Origin of the sequence: Terrisporobacter mayombei (assembly GCF_020748465.1) — a bacterium.
GTDB lineage: Bacteria > Bacillota > Clostridia > Peptostreptococcales > Peptostreptococcaceae > Terrisporobacter > Terrisporobacter mayombei.
The window spans coordinates 15,638-34,103 of record NZ_JAHZMP010000008.1; the positions used below are offsets into that span (position 1 = coordinate 15,638).

The window sequence follows — 18,466 nt, forward strand, 5'->3', positions numbered from 1 at the left end:
AAAGGAGAAAACATGCAAACATATAATGCAGGAAGTTATGATGTAATTGTTGTTGGAGCAGGACATGCTGGATGTGAAGCGGCATTAGCTACAGCGAGAATGGGTCATAAAACACTAATAATAACACTAACACTAGATTCGATTGGAATGATGCCATGTAACCCATCTATAGGTGGAACTGGTAAAGGACAATTAGTAAGAGAAATAGATGCTCTTGGTGGAGAAATGGGTATAAATGTAGACAAGACATTTATACAAAGTAGAATGTTAAATACAGCAAAAGGACCAGCTGTACATTCTTTAAGAGCACAAGCAGACAAGTTTAAATATCACACAGAAATGAAAAAAACTCTTGAAAACGAGCCAAACCTTGATATAGCTATGGATGAAGTTGTAGATATACTTCATGATGGACAAGTGGTAACAGGAGTAGTAACTAAATTAGGATGTGCTTATAATGCTAAAGCAGTTATACTTGCAACTGGAGTTTACTTAAATTCATTAATTTATATAGGAGAAGGAACATTTAAAGAAGGCCCTAATGGATTAGGATATGCGACTTATTTAACAGATAAATTAGTTGATTTAGGTTTAAATATGAGAAGATTCAAAACAGGTACTCCTGCTAGAATTCATAAGGATAGTATAGATTTCTCTCAAATGGAAATCCAAGAGGGAGATGAGAGAATAACTCCATTCTCTTTTATGAGTGAAAATTTACAGATAGATCAAGTGCCTTGTTATTTAGCAAGAACAAATACAGATACACATAAAGTTATTATGAATAACATTGGAAGATCTGCTATGTATAGTGGAAAAGTTAATGCTACAGGGGCGAGATATTGTCCATCAATAGAAGATAAAGTTGTGAGATTCAATGATAAAGAATCACATCAAACATTTATTGAGCCAGAAGGACTAGATACAAAAGAAATGTATATTCAAGGTATATCAACAAGCTTACCTTTTGAAGTACAAGTTCAAATATACAAATCAATGAAAGGTCTTGAAAATGCTAAAATAATGAGACCTGCTTATGCAATTGAATATGACTGCATAGATCCAACTCAATTAAAAGCTACTTTGGAAATAAAAGTAACTGAAAATTTATACAGTGCAGGTCAATTTAATGGTACTTCAGGATATGAAGAAGCAGCAGCTCAAGGTCTTATAGCAGGTATAAATGCTGCTCTAAAAATAGAAGGTAAAGAACCTTTTATACTAGATAGATCAGAGGGATATATAGGAGTTCTTATAGATGACTTAGTTACTAAAGGAACTAATGAACCTTATAGAATGATGACTTCTAGAGCAGAATATAGATTATACTTAAGACAAGATAATGCAGATATGAGACTCACAGAAAAAGGTCATGATATAGGTCTTGTTAAAGAAGACAGATACGAAAGATATATTGCTAAAAAAGCAGAAGTTGAAAAAGAATTAGAAAGACTAAAAACAGAAAGAGTAACACCAAAAGAGGTTAACCATATATTAGCTGAAGTTGGTGGTTCAGAAATAAAAGTCGGTTTATCTTTATATGAATTCCTGAAGCGTCCGGAAGTTACCTATAGCATTTTAGAACAAATAGGAAAAGATGCTGGAGAAGAAGTATCTGATGATGTTAAAGAGCAATGTGTAATTATGTCTAAATACGAAGGATATATAGATAAACAATTAAAGCAAATAGATCAATTCAAAAAATTAGAAAATAGAAAGCTTCCTGAAGATATAAACTATTCTTCAATAGATGGTTTAAGATTAGAAGCTAGACAAAAGCTAGATGCTATAAAACCAGTATCTATAGGACAAGCTTCTCGTATTTCTGGGGTATCTCCTGCAGATATATCAGTTTTACTTATTTATTTAGAACAAATGAGAAAAACTAGAGGAGGAAGTAATGAATAACCTAGAAGTATTAAAAGCAGGTATAGAAGATTTTGGCCTAGAAGCTACTGATGAAAAACTTCAAAGCTTAAAGAAATACAGAGAAATATTAGTTGAATGGAACAAAGTAATGAATTTAACAGGTATAGAGGAAGAGAGAGAAGTATATATTAAGCACTTTCTAGACTCTATATCAGCTGTAACTAATAATTATATAAGTGATGGTATATCATTGATAGACGTGGGTACTGGGGCAGGTTTTCCTGGTATGCCACTAAAAATTTGCTTAGATAACTTAAATCTAACCTTATTAGATTCGCTAAATAAAAGAATAAGTTTTTTACAAGAAGTGGCTAGTGAATTAAATTTAAAAGGGATAGAATTTATTCATGGCAGAGCTGAAGATTTTGGTAAAAGTGAGGAATACAGAGAACAGTATGATGTAGCTACAGCAAGAGCTGTCGCCGGATTACCAATATTAATGGAGTTTTGTGTTCCGTTTGTAAAAGTTGGGGGATATTTTATATGTCTAAAAGGACCAAATGCTAACTTAGAACTAGAAGAGTCAAAAGCAGCTATGGAAACTTTGGGGATAGAATTTGTTGAAAAAATAGATATTAAGTTACCTGATTTAGAATTAAATCATAATATATTAGTATTCAAAAAAATTAAGAGTACCCCATCAAAATATCCAAGAAAAGCAGGCAAACCATCTAAAAATCCTATAAAATAAATAATATAGAGAAATATAGAAGGAAAATAATATTAAATGAAGAAATAAATACTCATAAAGGGAAGTAACTTTCCTTTATGAGTAGAAAATCAAAATAAATTTACATAAATTGCAGTAAAAATATATTTATCAATAAGAGAGGGATGTTATGGAAGAAAAAATAGTTAAAGAGATACCAGTTGATAAAATAATTCCTAATCCATATCAACCAAGAAAAGTATTTTCAATCAATGCATTAGAAGAATTAAGTAAATCTATAAAAGAGTACGGAATACTTCAACCAATTACTGTTAGACAAAAAGAAGATGGATATGAGTTAGTTGCGGGGGAAAGAAGACTAAGGGCAGCAAAGTTGGCTGAGCTAAAAACTATACCAGCGATAATAAATAATATGTCAGATCAATATTCTGCAGTTCTAGCTTTATTAGAAAATTTACAAAGAGAAGATTTGAACTTTATAGAGGAATCTCTAGGATATGAGAATTTAATAAAAGAGCATAATTTTACGCAACAACAGTTGGCTGAAAAATTAGGTAAAAATCAATCAACTATAGCTAATAAACTTAGAATATTAAAACTTCCTGATACTGTAAAGCAATATCTTGTTGAGAATGGTTTAACTGAAAGACATGCAAGAGCATTGCTTAAGTTACCTAATGAAGAACTAATGATGGAAATTATTCAAAAAGTAGTTAAACAAGAACTTACAGTTAAGAAAACGGAAAAATTAATTAATGATACATTGGAAGCTTTAAAAGCAGAGAGTGAACCTGAAAAGAAACAGAATATAAAATGTTCAGTAGGTATTAGAATATATCTTAATACATTAAAACAAGCATATGATGCCATAAAGAATACAGGAATTGAAGCAAAGTATAATGAAATAGATAAGGGAGATTACATGGAAGTTGTAGTCAAAATTCCTAAAAAATAAGGGGTTACTGCTTAGCAGTAATCTTTTTTTAAAAGAAGAAAAAGGGGGAAATCTTTATGGGAAAATCTGTAGCAATTTTTAACCAAAAAGGTGGAGTAGGAAAGACGACAACTAATGTTAACTTAAGTGCAAGTTTAGGACAATTAGGGAAAAAAGTATTAGTTTTAGACATGGATCCCCAAGGGAATACCACTAGTGGTTATGGAATTGATAAAAATACTGTAGAAAATACTATATATGAAGTTATAATAGATGGTTTAGATATAAGAGAAGCTATTATTTACACAGAATTTGATAATATACATATTGTAGCATCAGCTAGTGAGTTGGCTGGAGCAGAAATAGAGTTGGCAAATGAAAGCGATAGAGAGTATAAGTTAAAAGATAGTATAGACAAAATCAAAGATGAATATGACTATATTTTTATAGACTGTCCTCCTTCTTTAGGCATGCTTACTATAAACTCATTGACTGCAGTTGATAGTGTTTTAATACCTATACAATGTGAGTACTATGCATTAGAAGGTGTAAGTCAACTGATGTCAACCTATAAATTAGTAAAAAAGAGATTGAATCCTAAGATTGAAATACAGGGTGTAGTTCTTAGTATGTTTGATGGAAGAGCAAATTTATCTATTCAAGTTGTTGAAGAAGTAAAAAAATACTTCAAAGGGAGTGTATACACTACATTAATTCCTAGAAATGTAAGACTTGCTGAGGCACCAAGCTATGGAAAACCGGTGATTTATTATGATTCAAAATGTAGGGGAACATTAGCATATAAAGAGTTAGCGGAAGAATTTATCGAATTAGAGGAGGATGTAATATAGTATGGATAATACACCTAGAAGAAGTAAAAGATTAGGAAAAGGTCTTAGCGCTTTAATCCCTGAAATAAATGAAGAGGTTGATAAAAAAGAGATTGTACAAGTAAAATTAAGCAATATACGACCCAACAAAAACCAACCAAGAAAAGAATTTGATGAAGACAGAATAAAAGCCTTGTCTGATTCCATAAAAAATGTGGGGGTGCTACAACCAATAGTTTTAAAGCCTACAGATGAGAATAATTATATGATTATAGCAGGTGAAAGAAGATACAGAGCATCTATTATGGCAGGAAAAGAAGAAATACCAGCAGTAATTAAGGATATACCAGTTAAAGATATAATGGAAATTGCACTTATAGAAAATTTACAAAGGGAAGATTTAAATGCTATAGAAGAAGCTTTAGCCTATAAAAGTTTAATTGACAATTATAGGGTCACTCAAGAAGGGTTATCAGAAGCAGTTGGAAAAAGTCGCCCTCACATTACCAATACTTTAAGATTACTAAATTTACAAAAAAAAGTAATTAAGATGATTGAAAATGGAGAAATAACACCAGGTCATGGAAAAGCATTGCTCAGAATAGAAAATCATAATCAGCAATTAGAAATAGCTAATAGAATAGTTAAAGAGGATTTATCTGTTAGAGTAGTAGAAGAAATAGCTAAAAAAATTATTTCTAACAAAGAGGTTAAGAAATCCCAAAAGAAACAAAAAGATATTTATATAGTTGATGCGGAAGAAAAACTTTCTAACATATTTGGAACACAGGTAAATATATCAAAGGGTAAGAAAAAAGGTAAAATAGAAATAGTATACAATAATGAAGAAGACTTGAATGACATCTTGTCCATGATGATGGATGAAGATTAATAAATATAAAGAAGGTATTAATTAAATTTATACCTTCTTTTTGTATGCTAAAAAATTATAAGTTTTATGAAAAAACTTATAGTGAAATTTTAATATTTAATGTGTTTTTTTATAATATTAAATATTTATACACAAAAAATATAATTAGAAAAAGGAATATTTTAATGATGTTTTTAATGTAAATATAAGTTATAATTATATTATAAAATGATAATAACTTAAAAAAGGAGGGGAGTAAATAATAAATGAATATATTAAGTTTAGGGGAAAAAATTAAAAAGCTTAGAAAAGAACAAAATATGACATTAAAAGAATTGGCTGGAGACAGAATCACAGCGGCTCAAATAAGCCATATTGAAAGAGACAAATCACATACAAGTTATGAGTTGTTGGAATATTTGTCGAATAAATTAGGAGTAAGTGTAGATTATTTGCTAGAAACAAAAGAGATGCAATCTAAAAAAATAACAGATAATCTTGTACTAAAAAGTGAAATTTATATTAAATGTGATGAACTAGAAAAAGCAGAAGAGCAAATAAAAGAAATTATAGATATATGTAAAGAGTACAAGTTGAATGAAAATTACGGTAAATGTAATAACCTATTAGCGGAGATTAATTGCAAAAAAGGAGATTACACTTGTGCAGTATATTATTACGAAAAAGCACTATATTATTTTATAAAAAATGAAGATAAAGATGATATATACAATTGTTATGTTAATATAGGAAATATATATATGATAGATGAATTCTATAAGGGAGCTTTAACTCATTTTATGTTTGCAAAAGAGGTTCTAGACGAAAGTAACATAGAAGATGCAGACATATACAAGGAGTTATACAGTAAAATTTCTGAGTGTTATATGAAATTGAATCAACCACAGAAATCATTAGAGTTTATGGAAAAAATAGATAGAATAGATAATGAAGATTGCATAAAAGAAGAGGTCAATATTTTAGTATTAAAAGCTAAAAACTTACTAAAGATTGGTAAATTTTCAGAATCTAAAGAATGCTTTAACAAGGCATTAGAAATAATAGAAAAAGAAGAAAATAAAAATAGGTTGGCTAAAATATACCTGTCTATGAGTAAAATTTATTCAGAAATGGGAGATATAGATAAGCACTTAGAATACTCTCAAAAAGTATACGATATTACAAAGAGAGATGAAAACCAATATATGATGGAAAGTTTGTTTAATATGATTGATTCTTATGTAAAAAGAGGCGAATATGATATGGCTCAAAGATATTGTAAATTAGCTCTAGTTTCATCTATTAAAAATAAAGATAAGTACTATGAGTATAAATCATTAAAATTCTATTCTGATATGTATAAGAATAAGGATGAAATAGAAACATCAATAGATTATTTAAACAAGTGTATAGATATTGCAAAAGGCTTAGAAAGTAAGAAAATACTAGCTAGCTTATATATTGAATTAGGTAAGTTATATTCTAGTATATCAAAAGAAAGAGAATTAGAATATTACCAAAAAGGCGTTATTATGTATAAAGAACTAGATATTATATAACATTTAATATATTAAATATTGCTATGGAAAAGCTTTTTATTGTTGTGATTATTTAAAATATGATAATAACAAATTTACATTTGTATTCTCAATTGGTATAATTATGATATCGAAGTAATTTCTCACTATAATTATATCTATATAGAATAAATAAAAGATTTTTTATTTAAAGACTGAAGCAATAAAGTTAAATAATTTTATTAAAATAAATAGTATTATCAGTCTTAATTCATTTCAATCGACTAAAATAATTAAGACAAAGTAATTATTAAGGCTCATATTAATACTACTTCTTAAAATATTTATTATAAAAAGTGGTGTTGTATCTATTGATTTTCAACTGAAAATATAAAACAAAGAATGGTGTTTAATGTGTTTGGGGACTTATTAAATATCATAAAAAGTAATGCAACAAAAGCAAAATCTAAATTAGTTAGGAGGTTGATTGTTTATGCCAATGGATCTTAATTTAGGTGACATAGTAGAATTAAAAAAACAACATGCTTGTGGATGTAAACAATTTGAAATAGTTAGAGTAGGAATGGATATAAAGATTAAATGTACTAACTGTAAAAGATTGATTATGTTAGATAGACAAACTCTAGAAAAAAGAGTAAAGAAAATTGTAAATAAATAGGAAGGCTTTAGTTAAACAGTTGTAGTAACCTAATAAAATTTATATAGATCATTAGGTAATATATAGGGGGTGCTTTAACATGGCAGTTAGATTTGCAGACAGAATGAGCAAAATTGAAGGGTCAGCTATACGTGAGTTATTAAAACTTACAGCTAGACCAGAGGTAATATCTTTTGCAGGTGGAATGCCTGCTCCAGAATTATTTCCAGTGGAAGAAATGAAAAAGGTATCAGTTGCAGTATTAGAAGAGCAAGGAAGAACAGCATTACAATATACATCAACTGAAGGTTATCTTCCATTAAGACAAAAAATTGCAGCAAGAATGAACAACACACTAAAAACTAATGTAGGTCCAGATGATATATTAATAACTAGTGGATCTCAACAAGGTCTTGATTTTTCTGGAAAGACATTTATAGACAAAGGTGATGTAATTTTATGCGAAAGTCCATCTTATATGGGTGCACTAAATGCAATGAAAGCATATGAGCCAGAGTTTATTGAAATTGACACTGATAATGATGGTATGATGATGGAAGACTTAGAAAAAGTTTTAGCTTCAAATGACAAAGTTAAAATGATTTATGTAATACCAGATTTCCAAAATCCATCAGGTAGAACATGGCCATTAGAAAGACGTCTTAAATTTATGGAAATAGTAAATAAATATGAAATACCTGTAATAGAAGACAATCCATATGGGGAGTTAAGATTTGATGGAGAAAGTTTACCATCTCTAAAATCATTAGATACTAAGGGATTAGTACTTTATCTAGGAACTTTCTCAAAAATATTCTGTCCAGGATATAGACTAGGATGGACTTGTGCTGCTCCAGAAATACTAGCTAAATTTAATATTTGTAAGCAAGGAGCTGACTTACAAGCATCTACAATAAGTCAAATGGAAGTAAGTAAATTTATGGATATTTATGACTTAGACGAGCATGTTGAAAAAATAAAAGCATGTTATGTTAAGCGTAGAGATATAATGTTACAAACTATGAAAGAAGAATTCCCAGATAGTGTTGAGTTTACACACCCACAAGGAGGACTATTCACTTGGGTTACATTCCCTAAGGGAATTAATGCTGGAGAAATGGCTAAAAAATGCTTAGAGAAAAATGTAGCATACGTTCCAGGTGAGTCATTCTATCCAAATGGTGGAGTATACAATACTTGTAGACTTAACTATTCAAATATGCCTGAAGAAAAAATAGTAGAAGGTATAAAGAGAATGGGAGAAGTATTAAGAGAAGAATTAGCTAAGAATGATGAAAAAGAGTTAGCTACTAACAAATAATTTGTATAAAACTTATAAAATAGGTGAATACTAAAAAACGGGCAAAGGTTTTCTTTGTCCGTTTTCAATTTAAAATGGATAGCTATTAAGCTATCCATTTGGGAGATTGGGATGAAATATATTTAAGTTATGGGGGCTATATATACTTTTATTATTTATCAGAAGTAATAAAAATATACATAGATTGAATAAATTCAATAAAATTCTCAAATAATATAAAAATTATTATAAAATATACAAAGTAAAATTAGGTATAAATAGTTTGACATAGCTTATTATAAGTGATAAAATACATAAGTATGAGAATTTATTCTCATTTCTCTGCTCTGCAAAAGTGGAGCCGTTAAGTCCAAAGGGAGGTGAAATTTAATGAAAAATTATGAATTAGTTTACGTTGTAAGACCAAACGCTGAAGATGAAGTTAGAGAAGCTGTAATGAACAAAATACAAGAAGTAATCTCAGTTAATGGTGAAGTTGAAAAAGTTGACACTTGGGGAAACAAGAAATTAGCTTACCCAATAGCTAAGTTCACAGAAGGTTTCTATGTGTTAGTAAACTTCAAAGCTTCTGCTGATCTTCCAAAAGAATTAGACAGAAACTTAAAAATAAACGAAAACGTAATAAGACATATGATAGTTTGTGCTTAATTAGCATTTAACTAGTTTTATTATGAATAGGATGGTGCTTTTATGAACCATGTAGTATTAGTTGGTAGATTAACTAAGGATCCAGAATTAAGATATATACCTGGAAGTGGAACACCTGTTGCTAACTTTACAATAGCTATAGATAGAAACTATACTAAAAAAGATGGAACTAAAGAAACAGACTTTATTCCTGTTGAAGTGATGGGAAAAGCAGCTGACTTTTGTGCAAATTATATCTCAAAAGGTAGATTAGTTGCAGTTCAAGGAACTTTAAGAGTTGATAGATATCAAACACAATCTGGAGAAAATAGAACTTTTACTAAAGTAAGTGCTAATTCAGTACAAGCTTTAGAGAGCAATAAAAATAGATCTGAAAACCCATACGGAGAAGGTCATCAAGGTTCGCAACCGACTTTCGAACCAAATTTCGAGGCACCACAAGGATTAGATCCAAATGGTTTCCAAGCAATAGATGATGACGAAATACCATTTTAGAAAAGGAGGGGACTCTAAATGATAAACAAAAAAAGACGTAAGAAAAGAAAAGTTTGTCAATTCTGTGCTTCTAAAGACGCTAGAATAGACTACAAAAACACTCAAAGATTACAAAAATATGTAACTGAAAGAGGTAAAATATTACCAAGAAGAATATCAGGAACATGTGCTAAACATCAAAGAGAATTAACAGTAGCAATAAAGAGAGCTAGAAATATAGCACTTTTACCATATACATTAGACTAATAAAAATGCCTTCCATTGATTCATCAATGGTGGGCTTTTTTATTAGTCTTAAGGAAACAAGAAAAATAGCTTTCAATATTTTGGAAACATGATAGAAATAAAATATTAAATTATTACTTGGGAAATTATAAATATAAATAATTTAATAATATTATTATGAAAAGGAAGGTAGAAGCCCTCCTTTTTTCATTGTATGTTACCTTGCAAATTATGATATAATGTTTATATATTGAGGAGGGGGAAGATTGTGCGAATAGAAAAAGGTTCTGATATTACAAAAAATGTGAAAATAATAGAATGGATAAAAAATGAAATACTAATGAGTATAAGTAGCCTGTTCAATCTAATATTCAAGGGCGTAAAACCTATTGACGATGGACTTCAAAATGCAATAGCTAATATAATTATGTTGTTATATCTTTTAGGAAAAAGATTAGGCATTAGTTTTGATGAAATAGATCATAAAATAAAAGAAAAAGCGAAAGAAGGAATAAAGGAAGAACACAGTATAGAAACCTGGTTTGGAGATTTGTCAAAATTGGAAAAATACATGGACAATAGGGAGTGATATAAATTGAATAAATATTTAAGACTATCAAGGGTATTACCGATAGTCATTTTAGCTATAATATTAATATTGATAAGCTTAAATGTTCCTCAATTAAGTTTACTATTATTATTAATACCGATACCTTTTGCATTAATCGGAACATTATCAAATATTAAAAATAATATAATATCACTAATAATTACATTTTTGGCTTTAATATTTTTAAATAAACCTATAAATGCAGTTGATATATTTATAAACAGTATTGTACCGGGGACAATTATAGGTATTATAGCTAAAAAAGTTTTAAGTAAACAAGATAGCAATAAATATGAACCAATTTTTGTAGGTTCTATAGTATTTATACTTTCTATAGTAGTACATTACATTATATCAAAATATGCTTTTGGAGTTGATATATTGGATGAGATGATTCAAGTATTCAATAAAAGTATAGAAGCACAAAAAAGTTTGTTACAATCTATAAGTAACAATGAATTGTTAAATACAGAAAATATTATAGATACATTTAGAAATATAATACCGACCATATTATTTTTTAGAGGGATGATTTTATCAATAATTGTATATTTTGTTGAAATATATGTTCTTAAAAAAATGAAATATGGAGATTTAGTAGAAATAAAATTTAGAAATTTTTATTTACCGGGAAATGCTATAGTTATTTCGTTTGTATTATATCTATTAATGTTAGGCCTGTCTTATATAGAAACACCATTATATACAGATGCAATATTCTTAAATCTGCAAATGGTATTTAATTTTATGTTTATAATACAAGGAATATCTGTATCTATCTATTTCATAAAAAAATGGCTAAAAAATGGTATAGATAAAAAAGTATTTATTAGTGCAATGTGTGTAGGTATACTTGGAATGACCGGAATTTCTTTTATAGGTATGATAGATAGCATATTAGACTTTAGAAATGTGAGAGCTTATAAATCTATATAGGAGGATAGAAATGAGGAGTAAATCAAGTTTTAAAATAAATATGCCAGAAATAAATATATATATATTAATTATTGGAATAACAAGTTTAATCCTAATTTTCTATAATTTGTATATAGGATGTTTGTTTTTCTTTGGTTTTATTTATATAGTATTTCATAATTGGAGAATTGCTAATTTTAGAAAAAAAGAGTGGAATAGATATATTGAAACTTTATCTTTAGATATTGATGAAACAACCAAAAAGGCTATAATGAATCTACCTATACCTCTTTGTATTCTCGAATTTGATGGAAATATATCATGGTATAATAAGAAGTTTTATGATATGACACAGTCGCCAGATTTGCTTGGCGAAAATATTGATAATATAGTTAAAAATCTTAATTTAAGAAAAGTATTAAATGAAAATAAAGAAATGTATACTGAGGTAAGCTACAAAGATAGAGAGTATACAGTTGTTTATAATGTTATAAAAAATGAACAAGATGATCAAGTGAAATATTTAATGATGCTTTATTGGATAGATAAAACAGCATATTTAGCTCTTTCTCAAAAATATGAGGAAGAAAAAAATATCATAATGTTAATTCAGGTAGATGGATACGATGAAGTATTAAAGAGCGCTGATGAGGATAAGAGATCTTTAATTTCTGTAGAACTAGAGAGAATACTATCTGGCTTGGAAACATCTTTACAAGCAGCGGTAAAAAGAACATCGAAGGATAAATACATAATTATAACTAATCAAAAAGGTTTATCTAAACTTCAAGAAAATAAATTTACCATATTAGATACAATAAGAGATATTGATTATGGAAATACACTTCCTGTAACCATAAGTATAGGTGTTGGAAGAAGTGGAGACTCCATTTATGAAAATATTAAGCTTGCAACAGGAGCTTTGGACTTAGCATTAGGTAGAGGTGGAGATCAAGCTATTGTAAAAACAAAAGATAAGTTTGAGTTTTATGGTGGAAAATCTAAGGCAGTTGAAAAGACAACAAAAGTTAAATCTAGGCTAATAGGTCATGCATTAAAAGAAATAGTATCTCAAAGTAAAACTATTTATATAATGGGTCACAAATATCCTGATTTAGATGCTATGGGAGCAGCAGTTGGGATATATGACATATGTAAATCTTTGAAAAAAGAAACATATATAGTACTGGACACTGTTAATGAATCTATAGATGAATTTGTAAGTAGATTGAACAAATGCGAGTATTATAAGGATTTATTTATAAGTAAAGAAGAGGCGATAAAAAATTGTACTAGAGATACATTGGTAGTTGTAGTTGATACTCATAGACCTAGTTATACAGAATGCGAAGAATTATTGGGAATAAGTAAAAAAATAGCTGTAATAGATCACCATAGAAAAGGTGTTGAGTCTATTCAGGATACTGTTTTATCATTCCATGAAATCTATGTATCGTCTACTTGTGAAATGGTAACAGAAGTTGTCCAATATTTAGAGGATGATGTTAAAATAAATAAACTTACAGCAGAAGGACTTCTTGCAGGAATAAGTTTAGATACAAAATTCTTTGCATTTAAAACAGGAGTAAGAACTTTTGAGGCAGCTTCTTATTTAAAGAAGGCAGGAGCAGACACTACAGAAGTTAAGAAACTATTTAGATCAAATGTGGAAGATTTTAAAGCAAAGGCAGAAATTATAAGTAATACTCGTATTATTGATAATAGAATATGTATATCTTATTCAAAAATACAGTCTGAAAATATTAATGTGGTTATTGCTCAGGCTGCAGATGAATTATTGACAGTAAAAAAAATAGAGGCATCATTTGTACTTGGTGAAAAGGATGGAACTGTATTCATAAGTGCAAGGTCATTAGGAAAGATAAATGTACATGTTTTAATGGAAAAGCTAGGTGGAGGCGGACACATGGATATAGCCGGTGCTCAACTGGAGGGAGTATCTATTAAGGAAGCTTACATGAAAGTACATGAAATAATTGAACAATACTTAAGGGAGGAAGACTAAATGAAAGTAATATTATTAAAAGATGTTAAAGGAACAGGTAAAAAAGGAGAAGTTAAAGAAGTAAGTGATGGATATGCAAAAAACTTTTTATTACCTAAAAAAATGGCAGTAGTTGCTGACAACACAAATGTAAAAGAGTTAAATGAAAAGAATAAATCAAAAGAATTAAAAGCTCAAAAAGAATACGAAGAAGCTGTTGAATTAGGAAAGAAAATGGAAGACATGGCTGTAACTATATATTCTAAAGCTGGTGATGCTGGAAGATTATTTGGATCAATAACTTCTAAAGATGTAGCAGAACAATTAAAGAAACAACATAATGTAGAAGTGGATAAGAGAAAAATTTCGCTTGATGAGCCAATTAGAGTATTAGGTTCAAGATTTGTTGAAATAAAAATACATCAAAAAGTTACTACAAAGATAAGAGTAGATGTTAAAGAAAAACAATAAGCACTAGGTTGAGGTGATAATAATGGAGGATATAAGTAGAATTCCTCCACATAGTGTGGAATCAGAGCAATCAATATTAGGTTCTATTATCCTTGATAAAGACGCGATTATAACTGTGGCAGAAACCATAAATCCTGGTGATTTTTATAAAGAAGCTCACAAAATAATATATGAGTCTATGTTAAAGTTAAATAGCAATAATGAACCAATAGATTTGATAACATTAATAGAGGAATTAAGAAAAGAAGGTCATTTAGATAATGTTGGAGGTATTAGTTATCTAACAAGCCTTTCAACAATAGTCCCAACGACATCAAATGTAAAGTATTACGCCAACATAGTGAAAGAAAAATCTGTTATGAGACAGCTTATAAAGGCGTCTAATGAGATTATAAACTTAGGATATGATGCTTCTACAGATGTTCAGGAAATATTAGATCAGGCAGAAAAAAGTATATTTGATATATCTCAAGAAAAATCTGGTGATGATATTCAACCAATAAACTTAGTTCTACAAGATACCTTTGATATGATTGAAAGGTTGTGTACGCAAAAAAGTGATGTTACAGGAATAACTACTGGATTTACAGATTTAAATAAAAAAATAAATGGACTTCAAAGAACAGATTTAATTCTGCTAGCAGCAAGACCTGCCATGGGAAAAACAGCATTCTCACTAAACCTTGTTCAAAATGCTGCATTAAAAGGTGATGCATCTGTGGCAGTATTTAGTTTAGAGATGTCTAAGGAACAGCTAGTTCAACGTATGTTATCTGCACAATCTAATGTGGAGTTAAGTAAAATAAAAACTGGTTCCCTTGGAGAATCAGATTGGCCAAGAATAATAGATGCTATGGCAGTATTATCAGAAGCTAATATTTTCATAGATGATACTCCTGGTATAAAAATATCAGAAATAAGATCAAAATGTAGAAGATTAAAAATAGAAAAGGGATTAGATTTAATCCTAATAGATTACCTTCAATTGATGGAGGGAGAGGGCAAAAATGAAAACAGACAACAAGAAATAGCTAAGATTTCTAGATCTTTAAAGATATTAGCTAAGGAACTAGATTGTCCTGTGGTTGCTCTTTCACAGCTATCTCGTTCTCCAGAACTTAGAAAAGACCATAGGCCTATATTATCAGATTTAAGAGAGTCTGGGTCTATAGAGCAGGATGCAGATATAGTTATGTTTTTATACAGAGATGAATACTATCATGACGATTCTGAAAAGAAAAATATAGGTGAAGTTATAATTGCAAAAAATAGACATGGTGAAACGGGTAATGTAGAATTAGTATGGTTTGGCCAAGTACAAAAATTTGCCGACAAAGTTAGAGAAATATAAACATATATCCACAGAACAACCTTTCTATATTTGAGAAAAATGTGGATAAATATGAAAAGATAGTATTAAATGTAGTCTATACAATGAAATGTTATACACAGTATCCACAAATAGTATGTGGATAAATGTGAATAACTAAATAAATATGTGTAAAACTTAATGAAAGGGTTGTTTATAAGATAGGAGTATCTTTTAAACAACTCATATTTATGCCCAAAAATAAGTCGATATGGAGAATAATAAAATGAAAATAGAAATGTTTTTTGTATATCCAGATATGGGAATTGTTAATAAAGAAAGTAATTTGTTTAGGATAGTGGATAATGAATTAAAAGAAACAATAGTAATTTATTTAATGGAAGAAAAGAATCAATATAACATATATATGATAAATACAATGACAGGATCTATAGAAAAAGTCTTTACGGGTAAGGATTTAGATGAAGTTGAGAAATTTAATGATATATTTATTGAAAAAAGGGATAATATTATTAATGGAAAAAGCTTAGAAGAAATAGAAAGATACATATTAAAAGTAATTAAAAATTAAAAAAGTTGAAACCAAAACGAATATTTGTTAAAATATATAACGTAAGTGTTCGATAATAAGTTGAAAATAAATTATATATTAGATTTTATGAAATTTAATATATAGATAATAGAGGTGAAATAAATGAAAACAGTAGCAGTTGTTGGTTCTCAATGGGGCGATGAGGGAAAAGGAAAAGTGATTGATTTTCTTGCTACTCAAGCTGATGTAGTAATAAGAGGACAAGGTGGAAATAATGCAGGTCATACATTAGTAGTAGATGGAAAGAAATTTGCATTAAGATTAATACCATCAGGAATATTAAACCCAAACACTATAAACGTAATAGGAAATGGTATAGTATTTGATCCAAAAGGTTTCTTTGAAGAAATAGAAATGCTTGAAAGTAATGGAATAAGTACTAAAAATATCAAAATAAGTGATAGAGCTCACATAGTATTTCCTTACCATAAAGAATTAGATGGATTAGCAGAAGAAGCAAGAGGAGATAACAAAATAGGAACAACTAAAAAAGGTATCGGTCCTTGCTATATGGATAAAACAGAAAGATCAGGAATAAGAGTTTGTGACTTAATGAATAAAGAAGTTTTTGCTAAAAAATTAAAACTTCAAATAGAAGCAAAGAACAAGATAGTTACAGGTGTATATGAAAAAGAAGCTATGTTTGATTTTGATGAAGTATACAATGAATTTATTGTATATGCAGAAAAAATGAGACCATTTGTGGATGATACAACTGTAATAGTTTATGATGCAATAAAAGCTAATAAAAAAGTATTATTTGAAGGTGCTCAAGGTACATTACTTGATTTAGATCTTGGAACATACCCATTTGTAACATCTTCACATCCTATATCGGGTGGATTTGCAGTAGGTGCTGGTGTAGGTCCAAATATGATAAAAGACGTTGTCGGGATAGTAAAAGCTTATACAACAAGAGTTGGAGAAGGTCCTTTTGTAACTGAGTTACATGATGAAACTGGAGATAAAATAAGAACTCAAGGTCATGAATTTGGAACAGTTACAGGAAGAGCTAGAAGATGTGGTTGGTTCGATGCTGTTATAGTAAAATACGCAGCTAGGGTAAATGGATTAACTAGTATATCATTCATGTTATTAGACGTATTAACAGGATTTGATAAAATTAAAATATGTACTGCTTACAAAATGGGAGATGAAATAATAAATAACTTCCCAGCTTCATTAGAAGATTTAGCAAAATGTGAGCCAGTGTACGAAGAATTAGATGGATGGCATGAAGATATAACGAAGGTTGAAAACTTTGATGACCTTCCAGAGAATGCTAAGAAATATGTAGCTAGAATAGAAGAATTAATAGATGTTAACATAGATTTAGTATCTGTTGGACCAAACAGAACTCAAACAATAATAAGGAAAAATATATTTGCATAAAGTTTCACATGAAACAAAAAGGAGAAAACTGTCAGAAGTTTTCTCTTTTTATTTATTTAAATTAGATATTTTATTTTGCCATCTTAAATCAGCACCAATAAATTTAATCATTTTGAATTTATCAAAAATACGTGAAAAAATTCTTTGAGAATAAAGTTCTCCAAGTTGTGCAGGATTAAGATTAGTAGAAATAATAGTTTTTTTACCATTTAATAAACGAGTATTTAGAATTATAAACAATTCACTAATAGTAAATGAGTTAGTAAGTTCTGTACCTAAATCGTCTATTATTAGAAGATCACACTCAAATAAATTTTCGTAATCATCCCTTGATAAATGATGATCAGAATTTCTAAATTTATATTCTTCTATGATTTCAAACATTTTAAAGGCAGTTTGGTATATTACTAAATATCCTTTATCAAGAAGTTCCTTGGCAATATAGCTAGACATAAATGTTTTGCCAAGTCCAGTATCTCCATAAAACAATAAGTTTTTGTCATTATCCTTGTCGAAATCATAGATAAACTCATCACAATCAGATAAAATTAGTTGCATGTTTTGTCTAGGAGAAATACCAGTGCTTGAATCGACTTCTTCTGAAAAAATGCTGTCGTCATATGTACACTGATTTTGTTTCTCTAACATTCTAGATAAATTGGACATTTTATAAGACTCATTAATAATTGCTTGTTTTAAACAATTGCATTTTTTGCCGTTTGAAAGAAATCCTCTATCTTTACACATACTACATTCATATTGAATATCAAGATACCCATTAGGAACATTCCAACTATCTAATAAAGCTTGTTTTTCGCTAGTTAAAGCTTGGATTCTTTCCTTGGCTTCTAATGTGAGAGCTTCCTTATTTGATGGATTTTTAAGAACGAGTTTCATCATTTCTAATCCAACTTTGCTAATTTCATCTTCTATTTCTTTTACTTTAGGAATTTGTTTATAAACATCATTTTTCCGTTGTTCTAGTAGCCTATCTGCTTTATCTCTTTTTCTCTCGTAACTAGTAAGAATATCTCTTAATTTTGATTCCTGCAT

General features: G+C 29.0%; 19 protein-coding genes. 18 read left to right on the top strand and 1 reads right to left on the bottom strand.

Annotated features, from left to right (window positions below; genetic code table 11):
- Nucleotides 1–12: 12 nt before the first annotated feature.
- The 18 genes from mnmG to K0039_RS17645 all read left to right on the top strand — a co-directional run bounded on the left by mnmG (nt 13) and on the right by K0039_RS17645 (nt 17,413).
- Complete coding sequence (gene mnmG / locus K0039_RS17560; protein ID WP_228106371.1) at nt 13–1,908, top strand: tRNA uridine-5-carboxymethylaminomethyl(34) synthesis enzyme MnmG; 1,896 nt, start codon at nt 13–15, stop codon at nt 1,906–1,908.
- Nucleotides 1,901–2,620: a 16S rRNA (guanine(527)-N(7))-methyltransferase RsmG gene (rsmG, locus tag K0039_RS17565; RefSeq protein WP_228106372.1), complete on the top strand. Its 720-nt coding sequence runs from the start codon at nt 1,901–1,903 to the stop codon at nt 2,618–2,620. The genes mnmG and rsmG overlap by 8 nt, the downstream gene beginning before the upstream one ends.
- Before the next feature lie 148 nt (nt 2,621–2,768).
- Nucleotides 2,769–3,554 carry a nucleoid occlusion protein gene (gene noc, locus K0039_RS17570; protein WP_228106373.1) on the top strand — a complete coding sequence of 262 codons (786 nt, stop codon included), beginning with the start codon at nt 2,769–2,771 and terminating at the stop codon, nt 3,552–3,554.
- Nucleotides 3,555–3,610: 56 nt separating this feature from the next.
- Nucleotides 3,611–4,384, top strand: coding sequence for a ParA family protein (locus K0039_RS17575; protein ID WP_228106374.1), 774 nt, complete (start codon nt 3,611–3,613; stop codon nt 4,382–4,384).
- Nucleotide 4,385: 1 nt separating this feature from the next.
- Entirely contained in the window at nt 4,386–5,255 is an 870-nt protein-coding gene (locus tag K0039_RS17580; protein WP_228106375.1) for a ParB/RepB/Spo0J family partition protein, read from the top strand.
- A gap of 245 nt (nt 5,256–5,500) precedes the next feature.
- A complete protein-coding gene (locus K0039_RS17585; RefSeq protein ID WP_228106376.1) occupies nt 5,501–6,793 on the top strand; it encodes a helix-turn-helix domain-containing protein in 1,293 nt (430 codons plus the stop codon).
- Between the two features lie 451 nt (nt 6,794–7,244).
- Nucleotides 7,245–7,430 (top strand): DUF951 domain-containing protein, encoded by a 186-nt coding sequence (locus K0039_RS17590; protein WP_228106377.1) that lies wholly within the window; start codon nt 7,245–7,247, stop codon nt 7,428–7,430.
- Between the two features lie 79 nt (nt 7,431–7,509).
- Nucleotides 7,510–8,730, top strand: coding sequence for an aminotransferase-like domain-containing protein (locus K0039_RS17595; protein WP_228106378.1), 1,221 nt, complete (start codon nt 7,510–7,512; stop codon nt 8,728–8,730).
- Nucleotides 8,731–9,099: 369 nt separating this feature from the next.
- A complete protein-coding gene (rpsF, locus tag K0039_RS17600; protein WP_228106379.1) occupies nt 9,100–9,378 on the top strand; it encodes a 30S ribosomal protein S6 in 279 nt (92 codons plus the stop codon).
- Between the two features lie 42 nt (nt 9,379–9,420).
- Nucleotides 9,421–9,873, top strand: a complete 453-nt coding sequence (gene ssb, locus K0039_RS17605; protein ID WP_018590089.1) for a single-stranded DNA-binding protein — start codon at nt 9,421–9,423, stop codon at nt 9,871–9,873.
- 18 nt (nt 9,874–9,891) lie between these two features.
- Nucleotides 9,892–10,119: a 30S ribosomal protein S18 gene (gene rpsR / locus K0039_RS17610; protein WP_018590090.1), complete on the top strand. Its 228-nt coding sequence runs from the start codon at nt 9,892–9,894 to the stop codon at nt 10,117–10,119.
- Between the two features lie 247 nt (nt 10,120–10,366).
- A complete protein-coding gene (locus tag K0039_RS17615; RefSeq protein WP_228106380.1) occupies nt 10,367–10,687 on the top strand; it encodes a MazG-like family protein in 321 nt (106 codons plus the stop codon).
- Between the two features lie 6 nt (nt 10,688–10,693).
- On the top strand, nt 10,694–11,644 hold the full coding sequence (locus K0039_RS17620) for a DUF2232 domain-containing protein (protein WP_228106381.1): 951 nt from the start codon (nt 10,694–10,696) through the stop codon (nt 11,642–11,644).
- A 10-nt stretch (nt 11,645–11,654) separates the two neighbouring features.
- Nucleotides 11,655–13,649 carry a DHH family phosphoesterase gene (locus tag K0039_RS17625; RefSeq protein ID WP_228106382.1) on the top strand — a complete coding sequence of 665 codons (1,995 nt, stop codon included), beginning with the start codon at nt 11,655–11,657 and terminating at the stop codon, nt 13,647–13,649.
- Complete coding sequence (gene rplI / locus K0039_RS17630) at nt 13,650–14,099, top strand: 50S ribosomal protein L9 (RefSeq protein ID WP_228106383.1); 450 nt, start codon at nt 13,650–13,652, stop codon at nt 14,097–14,099. It abuts the gene before it with no gap.
- A 22-nt stretch (nt 14,100–14,121) separates the two neighbouring features.
- A complete protein-coding gene (gene dnaB / locus K0039_RS17635) occupies nt 14,122–15,450 on the top strand; it encodes a replicative DNA helicase (protein ID WP_228106384.1) in 1,329 nt (442 codons plus the stop codon).
- Nucleotides 15,451–15,694: 244 nt separating this feature from the next.
- Nucleotides 15,695–16,000 carry a hypothetical protein gene (locus tag K0039_RS17640; RefSeq protein ID WP_228106385.1) on the top strand — a complete coding sequence of 102 codons (306 nt, stop codon included), beginning with the start codon at nt 15,695–15,697 and terminating at the stop codon, nt 15,998–16,000.
- 123 nt (nt 16,001–16,123) lie between these two features.
- Complete coding sequence (locus K0039_RS17645) at nt 16,124–17,413, top strand: adenylosuccinate synthase (RefSeq protein WP_228106386.1); 1,290 nt, start codon at nt 16,124–16,126, stop codon at nt 17,411–17,413.
- A 48-nt stretch (nt 17,414–17,461) separates the two neighbouring features.
- On the opposite strand, the gene K0039_RS17650 is transcribed toward K0039_RS17645, so the two are convergent.
- Nucleotides 17,462–18,466: an ATP-binding protein gene (locus K0039_RS17650; protein WP_228106387.1), complete on the bottom strand. Its 1,005-nt coding sequence runs from the start codon at nt 18,464–18,466 to the stop codon at nt 17,462–17,464.